This is a genomic window from Microbacterium immunditiarum (assembly GCF_013409785.1).
Lineage (GTDB): Bacteria > Actinomycetota > Actinomycetes > Actinomycetales > Microbacteriaceae > Microbacterium > Microbacterium immunditiarum.
The window spans coordinates 1,520,698-1,541,582 of the sequence record NZ_JACCBV010000001.1 but is presented as its reverse complement, the minus strand read 5'-3'; the positions used below and the strand labels follow the sequence as shown (position 1 = coordinate 1,541,582).

Genomic DNA, 20,885 nt, shown 5'->3' with positions numbered 1-20,885 from the left:
GCTGAATAATCACGGCCAGCGGACTCGTGGCGCGACGCGCCGCGGACTACGGTAGCGGTCAGGGACCTCGCGAAACCGGAGGGACGCATGGACCTGCTCGACCCGCTGCTGCTGGCCCGCTGGCAGTTCGGACTGACGACGCTCTATCACTTCCTCTTCGTGCCGCTCACGCTCGGCATGGCGTTGACGGTGGCGATCTTCCAGACCGCGTGGTACCGGACCGGCAACCAGAAATGGCTCCACCTCACGAGGTTCTTCGGGAAGCTCTTCCTCATCAACTTCGCGATGGGCGTGGTCACCGGCATCGTGCAGGAGTTCCAGTTCGGCATGAACTGGTCCTCGTACAGCCGGTTCGTCGGCGACGTGTTCGGTGCGCCGCTCGCGTTCGAGGGCCTCATGGCCTTCTTCTTCGAGGCGACGTTCATCGGCCTGTGGATCTTCGGGTGGGACAAGCTCCCGAAGGGCGTGCACCTCGCGACGATCTGGATCGCGACGGCCGGCGCGTGGTTCTCGGCGTACTTCATCCTCGCCGCGAACGCCTTCATGCAGAATCCCGTGGGCTACCGCATGGCACAGGACGGCGGGCGCGCCGAGATGGACGACTTCCTCGCGGTGCTCACGAACCCCGTCGCCCTCGCGGCCCTTCCGCATACGCTGTTCGCCGCGTTCATGCTCACGTCGGGCGTCATCATCTCGGTCTCGTCGTGGCACCTGCTGCGAGGCCAGCACCTCGAGATGATGCGGCCGGCGCTCAAGTACGGCCTGTGGGGCATGATCGTGACCTTCGCCGGCGTGGCGATCTCGGGTGACCAGCTGAGCCTCGTGATGGTCGCGACGCAGCCGATGAAGATGGCGGCGGCCGAGGCGCTTTTCAATTCGGCGTGCGGGGCGGATGCCTCGTTCTCGCTCTTCTCGATCGGAACGCCCGACGGCACGGGCGAGATCTGGTCGCTGCGCGTGCCGTATCTGCTCGCACTGCTGTCGACGCATTCGTTCGACGGCTGCGTCGAGGGCATCAACGACCTCAACATGCAGTACACGACCGAGCTGTTCCCGCAGTTCGCCGACCAGGTCGACGGCAACTTCGCCCCGATCCTGTGGGTCACGTACTGGTCGTTCCGGTGGATGATCGGCCTCGGCGCGATCGCCGCCCTCACCGCGGTCGTGGGGCTGTGGCTCACGCGCAGGAGCGCGAAGCGCCCGGTGCCCGCGTGGGCGTGGAAGCTCGCGATCTGGGCGTGGCCGGCATCGCTGTTCGCGATCCTCATCGGGTGGATCTTCACCGAGATGGGCCGCCAGCCGTGGATCGTGTTCAGCCTCATGCTGACGCAGGACGGCGTCTCGCCGAACGTGCCCGGGTGGAACGTGGTGCTGTCGCTGGTCGCCTTCACGCTGATCTACGCGATCCTGGCGGTCGTCGAGATCGGCCTCATCGTCCGCACGTCGAAGCGGGGGCCGGATCCGCTCCCCGACCCCGACGCGCCGCCGCCCCCCGAGGGCGCGCTCGAAGACACGCCCACCACGGTGTACTGACGGAAGCCGGGAGATCGCCATGGACCTCGCTTATCTCTGGTTCTTCATCGTCGGATTCCTGTTCGTCGGATACTTCGTGCTCGACGGCTTCGACTTCGGCGTCGGCATGTCACTGCCGTTCCTGGGCAAGGACGACATCGGCCGCCGCCAGATCATCAACACGATCGGCCCCGTGTGGGATCTCAACGAGACGTGGGTCATCGTCGCGGGCGCGTGTCTGTTCGCGGCCTTCCCCGAGTGGTACGCGACGCTCTTCAGCGGGTTCTACCTCGCGCTGCTGCTGATCCTGCTCGCGCTCATCGCGCGCGGCGTCTCGTTCGAGTACCGTCACCAGCGCGACAGCCTGCGATGGAAGCGCGGCTTCGACACGATGATCGTCGTCGGCTCGGCCGTACCGGCTCTGCTGTGGGGCGTCGCGGTCGCGAACATCGTGCAGGGCGTGCCGATCGACGTGAACCACGAGTTCACCGGCTCGCTCCTGACCCTGCTGAACCCGTACGGCCTGCTCGGCGGCCTCACGACGCTGCTGCTGTTCTTCACGCACGGCGTGTACTTCGTGGCGCTCAAGACCGACGGACGGGTGCGCGAGGACGCCCGGCGCCTCGCCGCACGCGCGGGGCTCGCGACGATCGTCGTCGCCGCGGCGTTCCTCGTGTGGACCGTGTTCAACGCGCTGTCGGCGGGCGCTCCTCTCGTGGGCGTCGTCATCGCGCTCGCGGCGGTCGCGGCCGTGTGCCTCATCGCCTCGTGGCTCGCGAACGCGCGCGGCGTGGAGGGGTGGGCGTTCGGCTTCGGTGCGGCGACGATCGTCGCGGCCGTGCTCACGCTGTGGTTCGCCCTGTTCCCGAACGTCATGCCGTCGACGACCGACCCGGCCTACAGCCTCACCATCGAGAACGCCTCGAGCACCGACTACACGCTGACGATCATGTCGTGGGCGGCGCTCATCTTCCTGCCGCTCGTGCTCGCGTACCAGGCGTGGACGTACTGGGTGTTCCGCAAGCGCGTCTCGCGCAGCCGCATCGAGCGGGCCGCGGCCGCCGCCGCGCACTGACACGGTGAGGTCGAGGCCGGTCGATCCGCGGCTGCTGCGGTACGCCGCGGCATCGCGCGTCTACTTCGCGCTGCAGGCGGTCATCGTCCTCGCGCAGACGGCGGTCGTGATCGGTTTCTCGTGGGTGCTGACGGCCGCCCTCACGGGCGCGATCGGCGGACGGCCCGTCGGTGAGCTGGCGCCCCTGCTGGGCTGGGGCGCGGCCCTCGTCGTCGTGCGGGCGGGGCTGGCCGCGGCATCCGAATGGGTCTCGGCCCGCGCCGCCGCGCGCGCCTCGCAGCAGTTGCGCGCCGCCCTCATCGCCGCGATCACTCGACTCGGACCCGGGTGGCTCGGCGGGCGCAACGCCGCCGCGCTCGCCGTGACCGCGGGGCACGGACTCGAGGCCCTCGACGCCTACTTCGGCCGGTACCTGCCGCAGCTCGTCGCGACGGCGATCGCGACGCCCGTGCTCATCGTCGCGATCCTCATCGCGGACCCGGTCTCGGCGCTCGTCGTCGTGCTGACGATGCCCCTCATCCCGATCTTCATGGTGCTCATCGGGCTCGCGACCCGCGCGGTGCAGCGGCGGCAGTACGCGACGCTTCAACGTCTCGCGTCGCGCTTCGCGGACACCGTGGGAGGCCTCGGCACGCTCAAGGTCTTCGGCCGCCAGCACCGCGCCGCCGCCTCGATCGAATCCGTGACGCGCGACTACAAGCGCGAGACGATGACGGTGCTGCGCGTGTCGTTCGTGTCGGGCTTCGCGCTCGAGTTCCTCGCGAGCCTGTCGGTCGCGATCATCGCCGTCACGATCGGCCTCCGCCTGCTGGCGGGCGAGCTCACCCTCGACATCGGCCTGTTCGTGCTCCTGCTCGCGCCCGAAGCGTACCTGCCGCTGCGGCAGGTCGGCGTGCAGTTCCACGCGGCGGCCGAGGGAGTTGCCGCGACGGAGGACCTGTTCGGAGTGTTGGACGAGGCGCGCGCTTCGTCTCGCTTCGCTCGTTCAGCGACCGGGGAGTCCCGGACCCCGAGCGAGGAGCGCAGCGACGAGCCGAAGGGCCGCCCGCGGGCCCCGCTCATCGAGGCCCGTGGACTGCGCGTGCACCGCGGCGACAACCTCCTCCCACCCGTCGACCTCGCCGTCCACGCGGGCGAGGTGGTGCTCCTCGAGGGGCCAAGCGGCGCCGGGAAGTCGAGCATCATCGCGGCGCTCCTGGGATTCGCCGAGTTCGCCGGCGAACTTCTCGTCGAGGGCGAACCGGATGCCTCGGCCCGCCGCATCCTCGCGTGGGCGGGCCAGCGGCCGGGGCTCATGTCGGGCACCGTGCTCGAGAACATGACGCTCGGCGACCCCGCCCCCGACCCCGCGCTCGCACGCGACTGCCTCGCGGCCGCGCAGATCGGCGAGCTCGACCCGCAGATCCTGCTCGGCGCGCTCGGATCGGGACTGTCGGGCGGCCAGGCCCAGCGCGTCGCGATCGCCCGAGCCCTCTACCGCCTGCGCTCCGGTCGCGCGCGAGTGCTCGCGCTCGACGAGCCCTCGAGCGCCCTCGACTCGGCCACCGAGGCCGCCCTCTGGACGAACCTGCGCCGAGAAGCCGGCTCCGGCGCGGGCGTGCTGCTCGTGTCGCACCGCCGCTCAGCGCGCGCGATCGCGGACCGCGTCGTCTCCGTCCCGCTCCCGCACCGGGAGGTGGTCGTGTGATCGCCCCCGAGGCGCGTGAGGTGCTGCGATCCGCGCAGCCTCCCGCACCGCGCTTCTCACTCTCGGTCCTGAGCGGGTTCGGCACCGCCGCGAGCGCGATCGCCCTCCTCGCCGCGAGCGCCTGGCTCATCACGCGCGCCGCCGAGCAGCCGCCGCTCCTGTACCTCTCGGCCGCGATCGTCGCGGTGCGCGCCTTCGCGTTGAGCCGCGGGGTGTTCCGGTACCTGGAGCGTCTCACGGGGCACGACGCCGCTCTCGCGCAGCTCGCGACCGTCCGGGCCGGACTCGTGCGGCGGATCATCCCCCTCGCGCCCGACGGACTGGGGGGCGCGAAGCGCGGGGCGCTGCTGTCGAACCTCGTGGACGACGTCGACGAACTGCAGCACCTGCCGCTCCGAGTGGTGCAGCCGCTCGCCGTCGCGGGCCTCGCGTCGCTGGCGAGCGTCGTCTTCACCGCATTGCTCTCCCCCGCGGCCGCCGCCGTGCTCGCGGTCGCCCTCGCCCTCGCCCTCGTGCTCGCGGTGTGGGTCGGCTGGATCGCCGGCGCGCGCGCCGAGCGCTCGATCGCGCCCCTCCGCGCGCGCCTCGCGGACGCTCTGCTCGATCAGCTCGTCGACCTCGACGTGCTCACCGCATTCGATGCGACGAATGCCGCGGAGCACCGCGTCCGGGCCGCCGACGACGCCCTCCGCCGCGCGGTCGTGCGCCGCGCCCTCGCGCAGGGGCTCACGATGGCGGCGGTGTCGCTCCTCGCGGGTCTCGCGTCGCTCGGAGCCCTCGCCGCCGCGGCGCCCGCGCTCGGCGAGGGCCTCACGGGCCCGGGCCTCGCGGTCGTCGTGCTCCTGCCGATGGCGGTGTTCGAGGTGTTCGGCCCCGTGCCCCTCGCCCTCGCGTCGTGGCGGCAGGTGCGCACGGCCGCTGAGCGCATCGCCGCGACGATCCCCGACGAGGTTCCGCCCGAGCTGCCGCCCGACGAGCAGCGGCCCGACGACACCGCACCCCGGCCGGCGTTCGAGCGCGGCCTCGAGCTCCGCGGCGTCTCGGCTCGGTGGCCGGGGCGCGCGGCATCGGGTTCGTCCGATGAAAGCGGCCGGCTCGAAGACGCGACCCTCTCGATCGCCCCCGGCGAGCGCGTGCTCGTGACGGGTCCGAGTGGTGCCGGGAAGACGACGCTCGCGCACGTGCTCGTGCGGTTCCTCGAGTACGACGGGTCGTACCGCGTCGACGGCGTCGAGGCGCGCGACCTCGGCGGCGACACCGTGCGCCGCCTCGTCGGGCTGTGCGAGCAGAGTCCGTACCTGTTCGACGAGTCGATCCGCCAGAACCTGCTGTTCGCGCGCCACACGGCGACGGATGCCGACCTGTGGGCCGCGCTCGAACGCGTGGGCCTCGGCGCCTGGGCGCGCGAGCGCGGCGGACTCGACAGCCGGGTCGGCGAGCGCGGAGCGCTCGTGTCGGGCGGGCAGGCGCAGCGCATCGCCCTCGCGCGCGCAACGCTCGCGGGGTTCCCGGTCGTCGTGCTCGACGAGCCCACGGCGGGCGTCGACCCCGACGCATCCGCCGCCCTGCTCGCCGACCTGCTGGGGGCCGTCGGCGACGATCGCGCGGTCGTGCTCATCTCGCACGTCGATGTGCCGCACGGACTCGTCGATCGCGAGGTGCGCATCGAGCGCGGCCGCGTCACCGGGGCGGGGCCTGCATCGACGTCCGTCTCGGCGTGAGCGGGGCGGATCCTGGGCTGACCGACCGGATCAGACCAACAGGGTCTCGCCGATGTACCCGCCAGGTTCGCAGCCCGGCGGGATCGCGAAGACTGCCGACCCGATCGGGACCGTCCACCGGTTGAGCAGGTCGAGCTCATCGAGCCGGCGCTGCAGCGGCGTGAACTGCCGGTCGACGTCCGCCTGGAACGAGGCGAAGATGAGTCCCGAGTCCGACACCTCGCCGGCCGCAGCGCCCGGGCCCAGCGGCACGTCGTAGTTGTATCCCCGGCGGAAGATGCGCTCGGCCGGGTCGTCGGAGCGCGCCCGTCGCATGTGCGAGAACTCGGGAATGACGGGAAAGCCGATCGCGGTCGTGGCCGAGAAGTCGGGCTCGTCGTCCTCGTGGCTGCCCGTGAGCGGAGCGCCGTTCGCGAGGAAGCGCCCGACGGACTGCTCGCGCCCGCTGCGGTCGAGCCGGTCCCAGCCTTCGAGGTCCATGCGGATGCGGCGGATGACGAGGCTCGTCCCGCCTGCGAGCCACCCGCCGCCCTCCGCCCACACGACCGCGTCGAAGTCGGCCGTGCCCGGTCGCGGATTGGCGGTGCCGTCGACCTGGCCGAAGAGGTTGCGCATCGTCGTCCCGGGGGCGTGCGTGCCGTACGCGTGGCGGAATCCCTGCTGCACCCACCGCACCGATGCGAAGCCTCGCGCATCCTTCAGGAGCATGCGCACGGCGTGCGCGACCGTGAGCGGGTCATCGGCGGCGACCTGCAGGAGCAGATCGCCATCGCTGAGCTCGGGCCGCAGCCGGTCGACGGCGAAGGCGGGCAGCGGATGCAGCCATGCGGGTGCGGCGCCGTTCGCCCGCTCGACGAACCGCGGGCCGAACCCGAACGTGACGGTCAGGCGCGCGGGCGCGAGCGCGAGCTCGGGCTCCGAGTCGGCGAGCGCCGGATCGCCCTGCGTCAGCCGGGCGGCGTCGTCGGAGAGGACCTTCATGAGCCGGCGCAGCGCCTCGCGGTCGACGCCGTCGCGGAGGTCGAGCCCCACGAAGGTGGCGTGGGTCTGGGCATCCGTGTCGATCCCGGCCTGGTGCACACCGTGGAACGGCACCGTCACGTCGCCGTTCATCGGGGCGGCGGACGCCGCGGCATCCGTCGGTCCCGCTTCCCCCGCGCGCCCGAGGGCGAAGTCGATCCCGATCGCGGCGGCCGCGCCGACGCCGGCGACGGCCCCTCCGAGGAGGAACCGCCGCCGAGTCGTGCCGGTCCGACGCGTGCGGTCATCCGCGCGGATGAGGTCCGCGCGGTCGGGCTCGTCGGACCGGGTCATCACTGGTCCATATCCGAGTGCGACTGCCCCTCGTAGTTCTCGTTCGCGCCGGAGAAGTCCTTGACCGGTGCGGTGAACTCGCCCGTCGACTCGTCGTCGAACGTGAGGACGAACGTGATCTCGTCGCCCGCGACGAGCGGTGCGGTGAGGTCCATGAGCATGAGGTGGTTGCCGCCGGGCTCGAGCACGAGCGTCTCTCCGGCGGGGATCACGAATCCGCCGTCGATCTCGCGCATCATCATCTCGCCGGTGTCGCTCTCGACCGTCTCGTGCAACTCGATCATGCTCGAGGCCTCGCTGGTCGCCGAGACGATCGTCACGTCGTGGTCCGAGGAGTTGGTGACGTGGCCGAATGCGGCCGACATCCCCGACTCGGCCGCCTTGGCCCACGCGTCGACGACGGTGACCGCCTCACCGGCGGTGACGGATGCCGCGTCCGGCGCGGCCTGAGCGGGAGGTGTCTGGGCTGTGGTGGTCGCGCAGCCGCTGAGCCCGAAAGCGGCGACGGCGAGTGCGGTCGACGCGATGACGGCGGCCAGACGCGCGGACCTCGGAGTGCGGTTGTGGATGGTCATGAGGAAGTGCCTTTCACGGAGAGTCTCCGGCCGCGGACGTGCGGCGACGGAGAAGGGTGACGAGGGCGTACACGGCGATTGCCGCGACCGCACCTCCGATGCCGACCAGCACGACGCGCAGTGCGCCGCCCTGGTCCTCTGCCGCGCTCTGAGACTGCTGCTCCGGTGCGTTCCGGGCGTTCTGCGAGGGTGGGCCGACCGCGGCATCCGCCTCGGCTTGGGCGGCGTCCGCGGTTCGGGAGAAGGGCTCGGCGTCCCCGATGGTGAAGGGGATCAGCCCGCTGATCGCGTGCCCGTCCGCCGATACGACGCGCCAGCGCACTTCGTATGCCGCTTCAGGCATGCCCGGTTCCAGCGGAACCGAGACGGTGCCCTCGACGACCTCGGGCTCGCCCGCGACCCAGTCGCGGCCGGACTCGTCGGCCACGACGACCGCGGCCCCCATCGTGAGGACGCTGCCCGTGAACGTCAGCGACACCGACTCCGGTGCCGCGTCCAGACGCTCATCCGGTGCCGGATCGCTCGCCGCCAGCGCGTCATGCGCCGCGGCGGGCGCCGCGGACGCGAGTACGGCGGCGAGCGCGACAGCGGCGCCGGCCAGAACCGATCGGACGCGAGGCATCCCGAACCACCCTTCTCGCGGGCACGCCGGAAGGGCGTGCTCCGCGCACCTGAACCACCCGACTCCGAGGACGGATGCAGAACGACACCGCACACCGCCCGAGGCGGGCGCGGTCAGTCTCAGTGCGCGAGAAGGAACGGAGGACCGCGGCGGACCAGCGGCGAGAGCTCTGGCGAGCGAGCGACGTGCCAGCCCGACGCGGCGTCGCCGAGCGACGCAGCCACCGGAGCCGGCAGCGGGACGGGGACGACGCGAGCAACGAAGCGCACGGCCCATGCCCGCAGCTCGGCGAGGATGCCGCGCAGGCGCATGATGGCTTGTTCGCCGCGGTAGAGGACCACGACCGTCACGACGGCCGCGATCGCGTGCGAGACCCACATCGCGGAGTCGGCGACCAGCATCGCGGTCGCCTCGTCACCCAGCGCGGGCAACGGCGTCGTCGTGCCCCCGTGGTGGTGACCGGCGACCGCCGGAGACGGAGCGCCCGTGCCGAGCACGAACAGCGCGTGGAACAGCAGCTGGCTCAGCGCGACGGCCCCCGCCAGCCGCACGAGCGACAGCGCGCGACCGGCGAGAAGCGTGCACACCATGACCGAGAGCACCCACGGCACGACGATGCCGAGCCACCCGGGAAGTCCACCGCCCGATGCGACGTGAGAGAGCAGTGCGACGAACGTGGCGACGGATGCCGCGACCGTGCCGCGCAGAGCGCGGGAGGCACGGGAGCGTCGCATGCCTCCATCTTCTCTCACCATCCGCGCGGGCGTCGAATCGGCGACCCTGTCAGGGCGGGATCAGGAAGAGCTTGTCGAGCTCTTACGGCGCGACGCTGTACGACGACCGCCTCGTCGTCGGCATCTCCACCGAGCCGCTGTTCGAACGCCGCTGCGTCAAGACCCTGACCTGACGGTCCAGCGGTCGCAGCTAGAGGCGCATCCCGAACGCCTGCACGCCCTCGTGCGACGGCAGCGGGGTGAAGCCGACCCGCGGGTAGAACGCGATCGCCCCCGTGTTCTCGAGCGACGCGACGAGATGCAGTCCCGTCACGCCGGCGTCGCGCAGCGCGGCGATGAGCGTCTCGATGAGGCGGCGGCCCCATCCCTGCCCTTGCAGCTCGGGCAGCAGATCGATGTGCAGGTGCGCGGGGTACACGTCGCCGTACGGCTCGGCTCCCGGGCCGCGGCCGTACGCGTAGATGAGGACTCCGTCCTGGCGCGACCGCTCAGCATCCGGCTTCGGGTACTGCTGCGCGAACCGCGGCCACCACCCGTCGCGGAACCACTCCTCGAAGCCACGCGTATCGGGTGCGCACACGATGTAGCCCGCGACGCGGTCGTCATCCGTCTCCACGACGAACGCGAACTGCGGATGCCGCTCGACATACGGCAGCACGAAGAGGCGGGCCCACAGGTCGTCGTCCTCGAGCACGCCGGTCGCGTCGCCGCCGGCGTCGGCTGTCAGCAGGCAGACGTGCGCGAGGGCGGGTTCGTCTCCGGCGCGGAACGGACGGATGCGGGGCACCCGCCCGAGTATAGGCGCGTCAAGCGTCGAGCTGGATCGCGCGAACATTCTCATCGAACGGGAATTCAGGTCGATGTCCCCGATTCGTGTCACCGCTCCTCCCGGCGGATAATCGATGCATGCCCCGTCGCGTCGACGACTACCGCGGGCTCGCCCAGGCGAGCCGCATCCGGCTCCTCGACGCGATCCAGTCGCAGCCCGGAATCCTCCTGAGCGAGCTCGCCTCGCGGACGGGCCTGCACGAGAACACCGTGCGAGACCACGTGCGAGTGCTCGAGGATCGGGGCCTCATCGTGAGCCGCGCCACCCCACAGGGCACGCGCGGCCGACCGCCGCTGGGTTTCCACCCGGTGCGCGACGCGAGCGCGAACCCCGTCGCGAGGTCGCGCATCGAGCGCGCCGCCGAGCACGGCGACCTGCTGCGGCGTCTCGTGCCGTGCGTGCGCGAGCTTCCGGCTGAGGCCCTGCACCAGCTCGACGTGCTCTACGAACACCTCGACGACGCAGGCCTCGAGCCCGAGATCGACGAGGCGTCGCTCATCGTGCGGCTGCGCCCGTGCCCGTTCTACCCGCTGATGGACGACGAGGACGAGAAGCTCGTCGTGTGCGCCGTGCACCAGCGCCTCGCCGACGAGATCCTGCACCAGGTGCCGGGGCCACTCGAGATCAGCGCCTACCGTCCGTTCGTGACGCCCCACGAGTGCCGCATCGAGCTGCGCGACACGACAGCGGTCGCGACGGCCTGACACCCCGACCGCCCCGCACGCCCCGGTAGGTGCGGGCGGGGCATCCGTCGATCGTCGCGGGGTGACGGATGCCCCGACCGCGGTCAGAGGAGGTCAGTGCCGCGCCGCGCCTCGCCCGTCTGGCCGAGCAGCAGCGGCTCGTCGGGCGCTCTCGGAACGTCGGGAGCATCGGGCGACGGCTCGTCCGCGTCGATGTCGACGCCGGCCGGACCGGGTGCGCCCTCGTCGGGGGCGACCACCGGCGCCGCGGACCCCGTCGAGCGGATCGAGCCGCGCAGGGACTCGACCGAGAACGCGGCGGGATCCTCGAGCGGGAAGTGGCACGCGACGAAGTGACCCCGCTCGTGCTCGGCGAGCCGGGGCTCGACCTCGGCGCACAGCTCCTGCGCGCGCGGGCAGCGCGTGCGGAAGCGACATCCGCTCGGCGGGTTCAGGGGCGACGGCGGTTCGCCGCTGAGCGGCACGGGGCGCTTCGCGATGCCGGTCTCGGGGTCGAGCCCGGGGATCGAGTCCAGGAGGGCCTTCGTGTACGGATGCCGCGGCGCCCGGTAGATCTCCTCGGCAGGGCCGATCTCGGCGAGCTGCCCGAGGTGCATGACCGCGACCCGGTCGCTGATCTGCTTCACCGTCGCGAGGTCGTGCGCGATGAACAGGTACGAGAGACCGAGTTCGCTGCGCAGCTTCTCGAACAGGTTGAGGACCTGCGCCTGGATGAGCACGTCGAGCGAGGAGATCGCCTCGTCGCAGATGACGAGCGCCGGATTGAGGGCGATCGCGCGCGCGATCGCGACGCGCTGCGCCTGCCCGCCCGACAGCTCCATCGGACGCCGCCGCGCGTACGTGTCGGGGTTGAGACCCACGAGGTCGAGCAGCTCGCGCACGCGCTCACGGCGCTCGTGCCGGCCCATCGACGTGTGGCCCAGGAGCGGCTCGGCGACGACATCCTCGACCCGCCAGCGCGGGTTCAGCGACCCGAACGGGTCCTGGTAGACCATCTGGATGTCCTTGCGCGCACGCTTGAGGTCGCGCTTGGACAGCCCCATGAGGTCGCGCCCGAGGAACCGCACCACGCCCGACTTCGGGCGATCCACGCCGATGATCGCGCGAGCGAGCGTGGACTTGCCCGAGCCGGTCTCGCCCACGATGCCGAGCGTCTCGCCGGGGAAGAGGTCGAACGACACGTCGGACACCGCGTGCACGACGCCGGCCTTCACGCCGCCGGGACCGCGCGTCACGAACTCCTGCACGAGGTTCTGCACCGACAGGATCGGCTCGGGCACCGCGGAGGCGGGCTGGGGGCGGGTGGTCTCGATCGTCGTCACGACAGCGCCTCCTCGTCGACGGGGACGGGCTCGTCCTCGGTGCCGGGAAGGTACGGATGCCAGCACGCGTACAGGTGCTCCGGCTCATGCTCGTCGAGCGGCGGCTTGTCGAGCCGGCACTGCTCGGTCGCGCGGTTGCAGCGCGGCGCGAACGGGCATCCGCTCGGGAGGGCGGCGAGGTCGGGCGGATGCCCGCCGATGACCGTCAGCTGCGAGTGCGGGGCGGTCGTGAGCTGCGGGATCGCCCCGAGAAGGGCCTTCGTGTACGGCATCCGCACGTTCCGGAACAGCGTGTTCGTCTCGGCGTGCTCGACCGCCTGACCCGCGTACATGACGAGCACCTCGTGGGCGTAGCTCGCGGCCAGTCCCAGATCGTGGCTGATCATGATGACGGCCGTGCCGAGCCTGTCCTGCAGATCCGCGAGCAGCTCCATGATCTGCGCCTGCGTCGTCACGTCGAGCGCCGTCGTCGCCTCGTCGGCGATGAGCACCTTCGGGTTCGCGGCGAGCGCGATCGCGATCATGACGCGCTGGCGCATGCCGCCGGAGAGCTGGTGCGGATACTCGTGGTACCGGCGCTCGGGCGCGGGCAGGCGCACGAGCTTGAGCAGCTCGACCGCCCGGTCGGCGGCTGCCTTCTTGTCGAGGTCCGAATGGGTGCGGATCGCCTCCGTGATCTGCACTCCGATGCTCATGGTCGGGTTCAGCGACCGGGCCGGGTCTTGGAAGATCATCGAGATGTCATTGCCCCGGATGCGCCGCATCGCGCGGTCGCCCATGCCGACCAACTCCGTGTCGCCGAGCAGCGCCGAGCCGCGGACTGTCGCGCTCGGGGGCAGGAGGCCCATGAGCGCGCGCACGCTCACCGACTTGCCCGAGCCGGACTCGCCGATGATCGCGAGCGTGCGGCCCGCGCGGAGCGTGTACGACAGCCCGTTGACGGCGTGGATCTTCCGGCCGCCCCGCGAGAACGCGACGTGCAGGTCGCGCACGGTCAGTACCGGCTGACGCTCGGGCTCGTAGCTCACGGCAATGGTCTCCGGTCGTCGGGTCTCGGTCGCGAGGTCCGTCATCGGCCGCTCAATTCGTCGCGCACGTTCTCTCCGAGCAGGTTGAAGGCGAGCACCGTCAGCAGGAGGGCGAGACTCGGCCACAGCACGAGCAGCGGCGTCGCCGACATGTTCTGCTGAGCCTGGAAGATCATGTTCCCCCAGCTCGGTGCGGGCGGCGGCACGCCGAGGCCGAGGAAGCTCAGCGCGCCCTCCGTCACGATCACGATGCCCATGCCGAGCATCGCGAAGTTGATCAGCTGCGGCGTGATGTTGGGGGCGATGTGCCGCAGCAGGACGCGCCACCACGGGCTGCCGCTGAGCTCGGCGGCCTGCAGGAAGGGCATCTGCATGAGCCGCATCGTCGCGGCGCGCGAGATGCGCGCGACGGCGGGGATGCTGAACGCCGTGAGGGCGAGGATCGTGTTCCAGATGCTCGGCCCGAGCATCTGGGCGATCACGATCGTGATGACCAGCGACGGGAACGCGATGAGCACGTCGAGCGCGCGCATGATGACGGTGTCGGGCTTTCCGCCGAGGTATCCGGACACCGCGCCGACCAGGCCGCCGAAGAAGATGCCGATGACATTGACGCTCACCGCGATGATCAGCGACGAACGTCCGCCGTACAACAGGCGCGAGAAGACGTCGTTTCCGTCGACATCGGTGCCGAGCAGGTGGCCGGGCGAGCCGGGGGGCAGGCGCGACTCGAGGATGCTGCCGCCCGTGGGAGCCGGGATCGGCAGGACGAGCGGGCCGAGGAAGCACAGCGCGACGAGGAAGATGACGAAGCCGGCGGGAACCCAGACGACGAGGCGGCGGCGCCACTTCGCCCAGCGCTCGCCGAACGCGATCGGCTGGACCGGCGTCAGAAGGGCCTTCGTGGTGGTCTCAGTTACGGCCATAGCGGATCCTCGGGTCGAGGACGGCGTACAGCACGTCCACGATCAGGTTCGCCGCGATCGCGACAGCGGCGAAGATGAACACGCAGATCTGCACGACGGCGATGTCGCGCGCGCCGAGCGCCTGGAGCATCTCCATGCCCAGGCCCCGGATCGAGAAGATCTGCTCGATGATGACGGTGCCGCCGATGAGGCCTCCGATGTTGAGGCCGACGATCGTCAGCAGGCCGAAGGACGAATTGCGGAAGGCGTGCTGCCACAGGATCCGCCACGACCCGACGCCCTTCGCGCGGGCGGTGTCGACGTAGTCGGCGGAGTTGATCTGCTCGACGAGGTCTCCGCGCAGGAACCGCGCGTAGAACGCCATGAGCGGGATCGACAGGGCGAGCACGGGGAGGATCACGGTCCGCAGGTTCGGCCACAATCCCGCGCTGATCGGCACGTAGCCGAGCGACGGGAGCATGCCGCGGAACGCGACCGCGAAGATGAGCACGAGAAGGAGCGCCAGCACGTAGTTGGGGATCGCGAGCAGCGCCATCGAGATCACCATGATCGTGCGGTCGAAGAAGCCGCCCGGCTTGCGTGCGGCCAGGAGCGCGACCGGGAGGGCCACCACGAGCGACACGATGAACGCGAGTGCGACGATCTCGATCGTGGGCGGAAGGGCCGTCGCGAGGATCTCGGTCACGGGCTTCTGCTGCACGCTCGACACCCCGAGGTTGCCCGTCAGCACCCCGAACAGCCACGAGAGGTAGCGTTCGGGAGCGGGCCGGTCGAGACCGAGCCGGCGCCGCACCGCCTCGACCTCTTCGGGCGTCGCGTCCATGCCGGCCTGCACCTGGGCGGGGTCGCCCGGCAACAGCTCCAGCAGGACGAACACCAGCAGGCTGATCGCGAGCAGGAGCGGTATCGCGACGAGCACGCGGCGCGTGATCAGTCGTGCCAGCGGCGAGCCGGCCACCCGGCCGAGGGCGCCGGAGCGCGCCTCGGGCCGGGCGGCGGTCGCCGCGGTTGCGTGGCTTGTCACCGGGCGGATTCCTCGATCCAGACGCGGTCGTACAGCACGCCCTGGTTCACGGCGAGCGCGGGGATCGGCTGGTCGAGGCCGGGCCCGTGCACGCCCTTCTTCATGACCTGTGCCGGCGAGAACGCCATGCCGAACGGCGCGTACGCCTCGTCGGAGATGTACTTGCTGATCTGCTGGTACACCTCGAACCGCTCGTCGTCGTCGGTCGTGGCGATCGCGGCCGCGAGCATGTCGTCGAGCTCGGTCGTGAGACCCTGCGCGATCGCGTCGCCCGCGTTCGCCGCACCCTCGGGGAGCGGCGCACCGCTGAAGGGCGATGTCGAGCCGAAGCGCACGCCGACCCCGATTCCGACCGACGGGTCCCACGCTCCGGCGGTCTGCAGGAGCGCGTCCCAGTCGCCCGCGAGGAAGCGGTTGATGACGTCGCCGAGGGGCTCGGCGTCGATCTGCACGTCGATGCCGGCCTCTTCCCACTGCGTCTGCAGGGCGGTCGTCACCGAGCGCGCGGTCACGATGTCGGTCGTGCCGAGGCGGACGGTGAGCCCGCCGATCTCCTCGACGATCTCGGCGGCCTTCTCGGGGTCGTACTCGCGGTAGCCGGGCACGGTGTCGTGCCAGAACAGGCCGCCCGAGGCCGTGAACGACTGGCTCATCTCGCCCTCGTCGTTGAACAGGCCCTTGTTGATCGCGGCGAAGTCGGTCGCGTAGTAGATCGCCTCACGGGCCCGCTTGTCGTCGAACGGCGGCTTGCGGGTGTTCAGCTGGATCACGTACGGCGACGTCGGCGTGCCGAGCACGACCTGCACGTCGGGGTTGTTGCGCGCCTCCTGGATGAGGGTCACCGAGGAGAGGCCCTCGACCACCTGGCCGTCGCCCGCGAGCAGCGACTGGTAGAGCACCTGGTCGCCCGCCGCGCTCTGGAAGTTGAGCGCATCGAGGTACGGGAGCCCGTCCTTGAAGTAGTCGGGGTTCTTCTCGAGCTCGAGACGCTGGCTCTGCGTGTTGGCGGTGACGATGAAGGGGCCTGCTCCGACCGGCTTCTCGCTGAACGTCCGCGCGCCCATCTCCTTGTACGCCGTCGGCGACGCGATGAGGTTGAGGTTGGCCCCGGGGAACCCGTTGATGAGCGAGCCGTTCACCGCGTTGAGGTGCATCTCGATGGTGAGGTCGTCGACGACGCGGATCGCGTTGAGCCTGCCATTCAGTGCATCCCGGTCGACGTCCTCGGGCAGCGCCGCGAACAGGTCGTCGAGGAAGGCCTGATCGAGCTGGGGCGGCTCGAGCGACGTGTTCAGGTCGATTCTCGGAGCGCCTGTGCTGCCCGAGCTGAGTTCGCGGATCCAGTTCCACAGCACGGCCTCGGCGTTGAACGGCGTGCCGTCGGTGAACGTGATGCCGTCGCGCAGCGTCACGGTCAGCGTGAGCCCGTCTTCGGACCACTCGTAGCCCTCGGCCTGGTTCGGGACGATCTGGCCGCCCTCGCCGTCCTCGCCGGGCTCGAGGGTGAACAGGCCGCCGAAGATCGCCGCGTTCTGCGGGAGGTTCGCTCCGGTCGTGTTGCTCGTCGCCGGGTCGAGTCCGGTCGCCCAGCCTCCGGCGAAGCCGGCGTCGAGCAGCACGGTCAGGCTGCCGCCGGGCTGAGGATCGCCGACTTCGACGTTGCCGTTCTCGTCGGTCGGCTGGCCGCCGGCCGCGCACGCCGTGCCTGCCACGACGAGGCTCAGCGCGACGGCGAGGGTTCCGAACAGCCGCACTGCTGAGCGTCCGCCTCTCACGGATGATTTCATGTCTTGCTCCCTTGGGCTGAGGAGGTGCGATCGGGTGCCGCTGGATCGCGTGAAGGGCCCGGGCGGGCCCGTTCTGTTTGGCAGTTTCGCTGAGACTCAGGGGCCGATCCACGGCACTTCCGCCCGACGAAAGGGCGCCTGGAATCCGCGGAATATCAGGCGTCGACGGCCTCTCGGCCGAGCCAGCGGAGCGCGTTGCGCCAGCTGATGTCCTGCCACTGGTCGTCGGGCAGATCCATGCTCTGGAGGGTCTTCGCAGCGGGCTCCTCGCGCAGCATCGCCGGGAAATCCGACCCCACGAGCAGCCGGTCGGCGCCGAGCAGATCCACGAGGTAGCGGATCGTGCGACGGTCGAACACCATCGAGTCGTAGTAGAACCGCCGCGCGTACTCGAGCGGCGACGGGCCCTCGTCGGGCATGACGGCCCGCTCGAGGTTCCGCGGCTCCTCGTTCCACGAGCCGCCCCAGAAGTACTGCGCGCGCGGCAGCATCATCGCGAAGCCGCCGGCGGCGTGACTGAACGAGATGCGCAGGTCGGGACAGGCCTCCGCCGTGCCGCCGAGGATGAGCGACGCGGCCGAGTACATGCCCTCCAGGCCCACGACGTACGTCCCCATCGCCGCCATCGGCAGCCGGTCGGTCGGCGAGGGCATCGCGTGCACGAACACCGGGAGATCGAGGCGCTCGGCCTCCTTGAAGAAGTCGAGGAACGAGGCGTCGCCGATCGAGGTGCCGAGGATGTTCGACGCGATCTCGACGCCCGCGAGCCCGAGCTCGGTGATCGCCGCGAGCTCGGCCGTCGCGGCATCCGGATCCTGCATCGGAACCATGCCGAGCGCGATGATGCGCTCCGGGGCGTGACCCGCCAGCTCGGCGGCGAACTCGTTGACGTGTTGCGCGAGCGCAAGGCCGTCCGCCGCCGGCAGGTCGTAGCGCAGCAGCGGAGGCATGGGGCTCACGACCTCGGCGTCGACGCCCGACGCGTCCATCGCCTCCACGCGCCGCTCCGCCTCGAAGAACACCTCCTTCGCGGGGAAGCGCATCTTGTCGAACACGAGCAGACGGTCCGCGCTGCCGTCGATCGGCTCCATGCGGGGGAAGCACTCGGGCGCGTCGTGCGGGTAGTCCTTGGGAAGCAGGTGGGCGTGGGCGTCGATGATCAAGGGGCGACGTCTCCTGTCTGGTCTGGGGGGTCGGGATCGAGTGCCGCGCGGGCGGATCAGGCGAACGACGGATGCACCGACACGTGGATCGCCGACTTGTCGTCGGTGTCTCCGGCGAGGGTGTCGATCGCGAGGCCGACCTCGTCGAGGCCGAACGTGTGCGTGTGGAGCTTCTCGAGCGGGAAGCGCCCCGACTCGATGAGCGCGATCGCCCTCTCGTTCGCGGACGAATCGACCCCGAACGCGCCCTTCACGGTGAGCGCGCGGTTGATGAAGAGGTCGGTCGGCACGGGCAGCTCCTTGCCGCCCTTGAGGCCCGCGAGCACGACGGTGCCGCCGTGGCGGGTCGCCTTGAGGGCGTCGAGCACGGGCTGCGTCGCCATCGGGGTGACCTCGAGCGACACGTCGACGCCCCGTCCGCCCGTGAGGTCCATCACGGTCTCGACCACGTCCTGCGCGTTCTCGCCGTCGACCTCGATCGTGTGGTCGGCGCCGAGCTCGCGTGCCACGGCGAGCTTGTGCCGGTCGGAGGCGAGCCCCGTCACGATCACCGTCGACGCGCCGGCGGCCTTCGCCGCGATGACGGCCGAGATCCCGCGCTGCCCCGCACCGAGCACGAGGAGGGTGCTGCCGAGGCCCACGCCGCCGAGGTCGACAGCCCACCGCACGCCCGCGCCGAGCGGGTTGTACATCGCAGCGATCTCGACGGGGATCGTCTTGTCGATCTTGTGGAGCACCGAGGTCGGCGAGATGTACAGATACTCGGCGAAGCCACCCCACAGGCTCGGCGCGACCTCGATGCCTGTGACGCCGTGCCCGTACTTGCGGAACCGGCACGCCTGGTAATTGCCGCTGAGGCAGTCGCCGCACGCGCGGCACGGCACGATGACCTCCAGCGCGACGCGGTCTCCGACCTGCACACCCCAGCGCTCCGCCGCCCGCTCCCCCAGCTCCTCGATGATGCCCATCGGCTCGTGTCCCGGGATGAACGGGTCGCGGTTCATGCCCATGTGGCCGCGGTAGATCTCGACGTCGCTTCCGCAGATGCCGTTGGCCTCGACCCGCAGCAGCCCGTCGTCGGGGCCGACCTGGGGCCGGGGGAACTCGCGCATCTCGATCTTGCGCGGTCCGGTCTGGACCGCCGCACGCACCATCTGGGTCATCGTCTTCCGTTTCGCATCGTTCGTGAGGGTTTCGGGGTGGGTGACGGGGCGTCAGCCGGTCGCGGCCGCCGACGCGGGGCTCGCGGATGCCGCATCCGCCGCCGTCCGGATCGGGACCGCCGTGCCCGACCAGTCCGCGAAGTACCGCACCACCATCGAGATTCCGGCGTTGCGGGCACCGGCGACCGCGATGATCATCCGCTTCGGGTCGGCCGGTGGCATCGTGCGCTGGAAGGCGTCCGGCTCCTCGGCGGTGCCAGGGAAGCGCACGCCGAAGTCGTTCGCGAAGTCCTTGCCGGCCCGCGCGAGCTGGCCGGTCGTGCGACCAGCGTTCTCGGAGAGGAAGGTCGCGACATCCGCCCTGTTGAATCCCGCGGCACCCAGCAGCTGCGCGTGCTCCGGGCAGAACACGACGCCCGCCATCGCGTGCTTGAAGATCCACGCGCCGGAGCGTCCGATCGTGTCGGCGAAGTCGTACAGGAGCTGCTCGGGATCGGGCGTGTGCCGGTTGTCGACGTACTCGGACGTGCGCAGCAGCGTCGTCGTGACGGCGTCGCCGGGCACGCCGAGCTCTTCGGCGAGCGGCGCCCACGGGCTCTCCTCCTCGTTCTCTCCGAAGCAGATCTGCCAGCGGCCGGGGAGTCCCTGTGTCGCCTGCTCGAGGCCGTGCGGCTGGATGCCGTAGACATTGCGCACGATGAGGCCGATCGCGCGCGAGATCGTCGCGTTCGCGCGGAAGCCCGGGCCGAACGCGCCGCCCGCGCTGTTGAGACCGATGACGTTCCGGATCGGGCCGTTCACGATGATGAGGGGCGCCGGACCGCTCGTGGACTGCCAGCCGCCGCCGTTGGTCGCGCGCTCGCGCATGAGCGCCTCCCACGCGGCGAGCACGACCGGGAAGTACTCGGGCTTGCACCCCGCCATGACCGCGTTGATCGCGGCGAGCTCCACGGTGACGCTGCGGTCGACCTGCGGAGAGTGCCCGATGACCTCGTCGGCCGGGCGGCCCGCGGCGGCGAGGAACTCGTCGACGAGCGGCTGCGTCGCCGGGACGACGGGGAGTCCGTCGCTCCAGCCCTGGTCGTAGCAGTGCTCGATGGCCGCCTGCGCGGCATCCGGATCAAGGGTCTGGGCCTGCGCGCTCACCGCTCTCCTCCCGTCGTCAGTGTCTCGACGATCTGCGGCAGCAGTCGCCGCGCGCGTTCGCGCACCTGGTCCTCATCGAGGACCGCGACCGGATGCTCCGTCGTGATCCACTCGTACCCGGGCGCGCCCTGCACCTGCGCCATCATGTGGCCCGTCGTCGTGAACGCATCCGTGAGCACGACGGCGGCGGGGACGCCCGCCTTCTCGAAGTTGATCCCGTCCGCGACGGCGGCGGCGCTGCACGACCCGCAGTCTCCGACGCCGGTCACGACGACGTCGGCGCTCTTGCGGTAGCGCGCGACGATCTCGTCATCGACGGGCACCGAGAAGCTGCGCTTGGTCTCGACGATGCTCACCTCGGCGGCGCCGTGCTCGTCGACGAGCAGGCGTCCGACCTCCTGCAGGAACAGCATCGCGTTGTGCTTCGTGTTGTCGAGCAGCCCCACGCGCGCGCCGGTGAGCGCTCCGCGGCGCGGGGCGCTCACCGTGGCGGCGTCGTTCTCCGGGGCGGCCGTGCGGCCGGTCGGGTCCAGAATGGCGTTCGGCACCCTGC

The 20,885-nt window shown here is 71.0% G+C and carries 19 protein-coding genes; 5 read left to right on the top strand and 14 right to left on the bottom strand.

Going from position 1 to position 20,885, the window contains the following annotated elements; genetic code table 11:
* Positions 1–87 precede the first annotated feature (87 nt).
* The 4 genes from BJ991_RS06980 to cydC are packed head-to-tail and all read left to right on the top strand — an operon-like array spanning position 88 to position 5,995.
* Positions 88–1,533: a cytochrome ubiquinol oxidase subunit I gene (locus BJ991_RS06980; protein WP_179488675.1), complete on the top strand. Its 1,446-nt coding sequence runs from the start codon at positions 88–90 to the stop codon at positions 1,531–1,533.
* Between the two features lie 19 nt (positions 1,534–1,552).
* Positions 1,553–2,587: a cytochrome d ubiquinol oxidase subunit II gene (gene cydB / locus BJ991_RS06975; protein WP_179488673.1), complete on the top strand. Its 1,035-nt coding sequence runs from the start codon at positions 1,553–1,555 to the stop codon at positions 2,585–2,587.
* A gap of 4 nt (positions 2,588–2,591) precedes the next feature.
* Positions 2,592–4,274: a thiol reductant ABC exporter subunit CydD gene (gene cydD, locus BJ991_RS06970; RefSeq protein WP_179488671.1), complete on the top strand. Its 1,683-nt coding sequence runs from the start codon at positions 2,592–2,594 to the stop codon at positions 4,272–4,274.
* On the top strand, positions 4,271–5,995 hold the full coding sequence (gene cydC / locus BJ991_RS06965; protein ID WP_343048672.1) for a thiol reductant ABC exporter subunit CydC: 1,725 nt from the start codon (positions 4,271–4,273) through the stop codon (positions 5,993–5,995). The genes cydD and cydC overlap by 4 nt, the downstream gene beginning before the upstream one ends.
* Before the next feature lie 30 nt (positions 5,996–6,025).
* On the opposite strand, the gene BJ991_RS06960 is transcribed toward cydC, so the two are convergent.
* The 5 genes from BJ991_RS06960 to BJ991_RS06940 form a co-directional block, all read right to left on the bottom strand.
* On the bottom strand, positions 6,026–7,309 hold the full coding sequence (locus BJ991_RS06960) for a Dyp-type peroxidase (protein ID WP_179488669.1): 1,284 nt from the start codon (positions 7,307–7,309) through the stop codon (positions 6,026–6,028).
* Positions 7,309–7,884: a copper chaperone PCu(A)C gene (locus BJ991_RS06955; protein WP_179488667.1), complete on the bottom strand. Its 576-nt coding sequence runs from the start codon at positions 7,882–7,884 to the stop codon at positions 7,309–7,311. The genes BJ991_RS06960 and BJ991_RS06955 overlap by 1 nt, the downstream gene beginning before the upstream one ends.
* Before the next feature lie 13 nt (positions 7,885–7,897).
* Complete coding sequence (locus tag BJ991_RS06950; protein WP_179488665.1) at positions 7,898–8,506, bottom strand: copper resistance CopC family protein; 609 nt, start codon at positions 8,504–8,506, stop codon at positions 7,898–7,900.
* A 119-nt stretch (positions 8,507–8,625) separates the two neighbouring features.
* On the bottom strand, positions 8,626–9,240 hold the full coding sequence (locus BJ991_RS06945; protein WP_179488663.1) for a hypothetical protein: 615 nt from the start codon (positions 9,238–9,240) through the stop codon (positions 8,626–8,628).
* A 190-nt stretch (positions 9,241–9,430) separates the two neighbouring features.
* Entirely contained in the window at positions 9,431–10,027 is a 597-nt protein-coding gene (locus tag BJ991_RS06940) for a GNAT family N-acetyltransferase (RefSeq protein ID WP_179488661.1), read from the bottom strand.
* Positions 10,028–10,146: 119 nt separating this feature from the next.
* On the opposite strand from BJ991_RS06940, the gene BJ991_RS06935 reads away from it, so the two are divergent.
* Positions 10,147–10,773, top strand: coding sequence for a helix-turn-helix domain-containing protein (locus BJ991_RS06935; protein ID WP_179488659.1), 627 nt, complete (start codon positions 10,147–10,149; stop codon positions 10,771–10,773).
* An 83-nt stretch (positions 10,774–10,856) separates the two neighbouring features.
* On the opposite strand, the gene BJ991_RS06930 is transcribed toward BJ991_RS06935, so the two are convergent.
* From BJ991_RS06930 to BJ991_RS06890, 9 genes are all read right to left on the bottom strand, one after another.
* The gene (locus BJ991_RS06930) at positions 10,857–12,095 is read right to left on the bottom strand and encodes an ABC transporter ATP-binding protein (protein WP_343048670.1); all 1,239 of its coding nucleotides are present in this window, start codon (positions 12,093–12,095) and stop codon (positions 10,857–10,859) included.
* On the bottom strand, positions 12,092–13,168 hold the full coding sequence (locus tag BJ991_RS06925) for an ABC transporter ATP-binding protein (RefSeq protein ID WP_179488657.1): 1,077 nt from the start codon (positions 13,166–13,168) through the stop codon (positions 12,092–12,094). Before BJ991_RS06925 ends, BJ991_RS06930 begins: the two co-directional genes overlap by 4 nt.
* The gene (locus BJ991_RS06920; RefSeq protein WP_179488655.1) at positions 13,165–14,049 is read right to left on the bottom strand and encodes an ABC transporter permease; all 885 of its coding nucleotides are present in this window, start codon (positions 14,047–14,049) and stop codon (positions 13,165–13,167) included. The genes BJ991_RS06925 and BJ991_RS06920 overlap by 4 nt, the downstream gene beginning before the upstream one ends.
* Positions 14,036–15,073, bottom strand: coding sequence for an ABC transporter permease subunit (locus tag BJ991_RS06915; RefSeq protein ID WP_218852891.1), 1,038 nt, complete (start codon positions 15,071–15,073; stop codon positions 14,036–14,038). Before BJ991_RS06915 ends, BJ991_RS06920 begins: the two co-directional genes overlap by 14 nt.
* Positions 15,070–16,860 carry an ABC transporter substrate-binding protein gene (locus BJ991_RS06910; RefSeq protein ID WP_179488653.1) on the bottom strand — a complete coding sequence of 597 codons (1,791 nt, stop codon included), beginning with the start codon at positions 16,858–16,860 and terminating at the stop codon, positions 15,070–15,072. Before BJ991_RS06910 ends, BJ991_RS06915 begins: the two co-directional genes overlap by 4 nt.
* Positions 16,861–17,015: 155 nt before the next feature.
* Complete coding sequence (locus BJ991_RS06905; protein WP_179488651.1) at positions 17,016–18,023, bottom strand: amidohydrolase family protein; 1,008 nt, start codon at positions 18,021–18,023, stop codon at positions 17,016–17,018.
* Positions 18,024–18,079: 56 nt separating this feature from the next.
* A complete protein-coding gene (locus BJ991_RS06900; RefSeq protein WP_179488649.1) occupies positions 18,080–19,186 on the bottom strand; it encodes a zinc-dependent alcohol dehydrogenase in 1,107 nt (368 codons plus the stop codon).
* Between the two features lie 51 nt (positions 19,187–19,237).
* Positions 19,238–20,332, bottom strand: coding sequence for a hypothetical protein (locus BJ991_RS06895; RefSeq protein ID WP_179488647.1), 1,095 nt, complete (start codon positions 20,330–20,332; stop codon positions 19,238–19,240).
* Positions 20,329–20,880, bottom strand: coding sequence for a UGSC family (seleno)protein (locus BJ991_RS06890; protein ID WP_179488645.1), 552 nt, complete (start codon positions 20,878–20,880; stop codon positions 20,329–20,331). The genes BJ991_RS06895 and BJ991_RS06890 overlap by 4 nt, the downstream gene beginning before the upstream one ends.
* Positions 20,881–20,885 lie beyond the last annotated feature (5 nt).

Bases quoted from the DNA above. Each gene is read 5' to 3' on its own strand.
- BJ991_RS06980 (WP_179488675.1), top strand. From the start codon at position 88: ATGGACCTGCTCGACCCGCTGCTGCTGGCCCGCTGGCAGTTCGGACTG.
- cydB (WP_179488673.1), top strand. From the start codon at position 1,553: ATGGACCTCGCTTATCTCTGGTTCTTCATCGTCGGATTCCTGTTCGTC.
- BJ991_RS06960 (WP_179488669.1), bottom strand. From the start codon at position 7,309: ATGACCCGGTCCGACGAGCCCGACCGCGCGGACCTCATCCGCGCGGAT.
- BJ991_RS06955 (WP_179488667.1), bottom strand. From the start codon at position 7,884: ATGACCATCCACAACCGCACTCCGAGGTCCGCGCGTCTGGCCGCCGTC.
- BJ991_RS06950 (WP_179488665.1), bottom strand. From the start codon at position 8,506: ATGCCTCGCGTCCGATCGGTTCTGGCCGGCGCCGCTGTCGCGCTCGCC.
- BJ991_RS06945 (WP_179488663.1), bottom strand. From the start codon at position 9,240: ATGCGACGCTCCCGTGCCTCCCGCGCTCTGCGCGGCACGGTCGCGGCA.
- BJ991_RS06935 (WP_179488659.1), top strand. From the start codon at position 10,147: ATGCCCCGTCGCGTCGACGACTACCGCGGGCTCGCCCAGGCGAGCCGC.
- BJ991_RS06925 (WP_179488657.1), bottom strand. From the start codon at position 13,168: ATGACGGACCTCGCGACCGAGACCCGACGACCGGAGACCATTGCCGTG.
- BJ991_RS06920 (WP_179488655.1), bottom strand. From the start codon at position 14,049: ATGGCCGTAACTGAGACCACCACGAAGGCCCTTCTGACGCCGGTCCAG.
- BJ991_RS06910 (WP_179488653.1), bottom strand. From the start codon at position 16,860: ATGAAATCATCCGTGAGAGGCGGACGCTCAGCAGTGCGGCTGTTCGGA.
- BJ991_RS06900 (WP_179488649.1), bottom strand. From the start codon at position 19,186: ATGACCCAGATGGTGCGTGCGGCGGTCCAGACCGGACCGCGCAAGATC.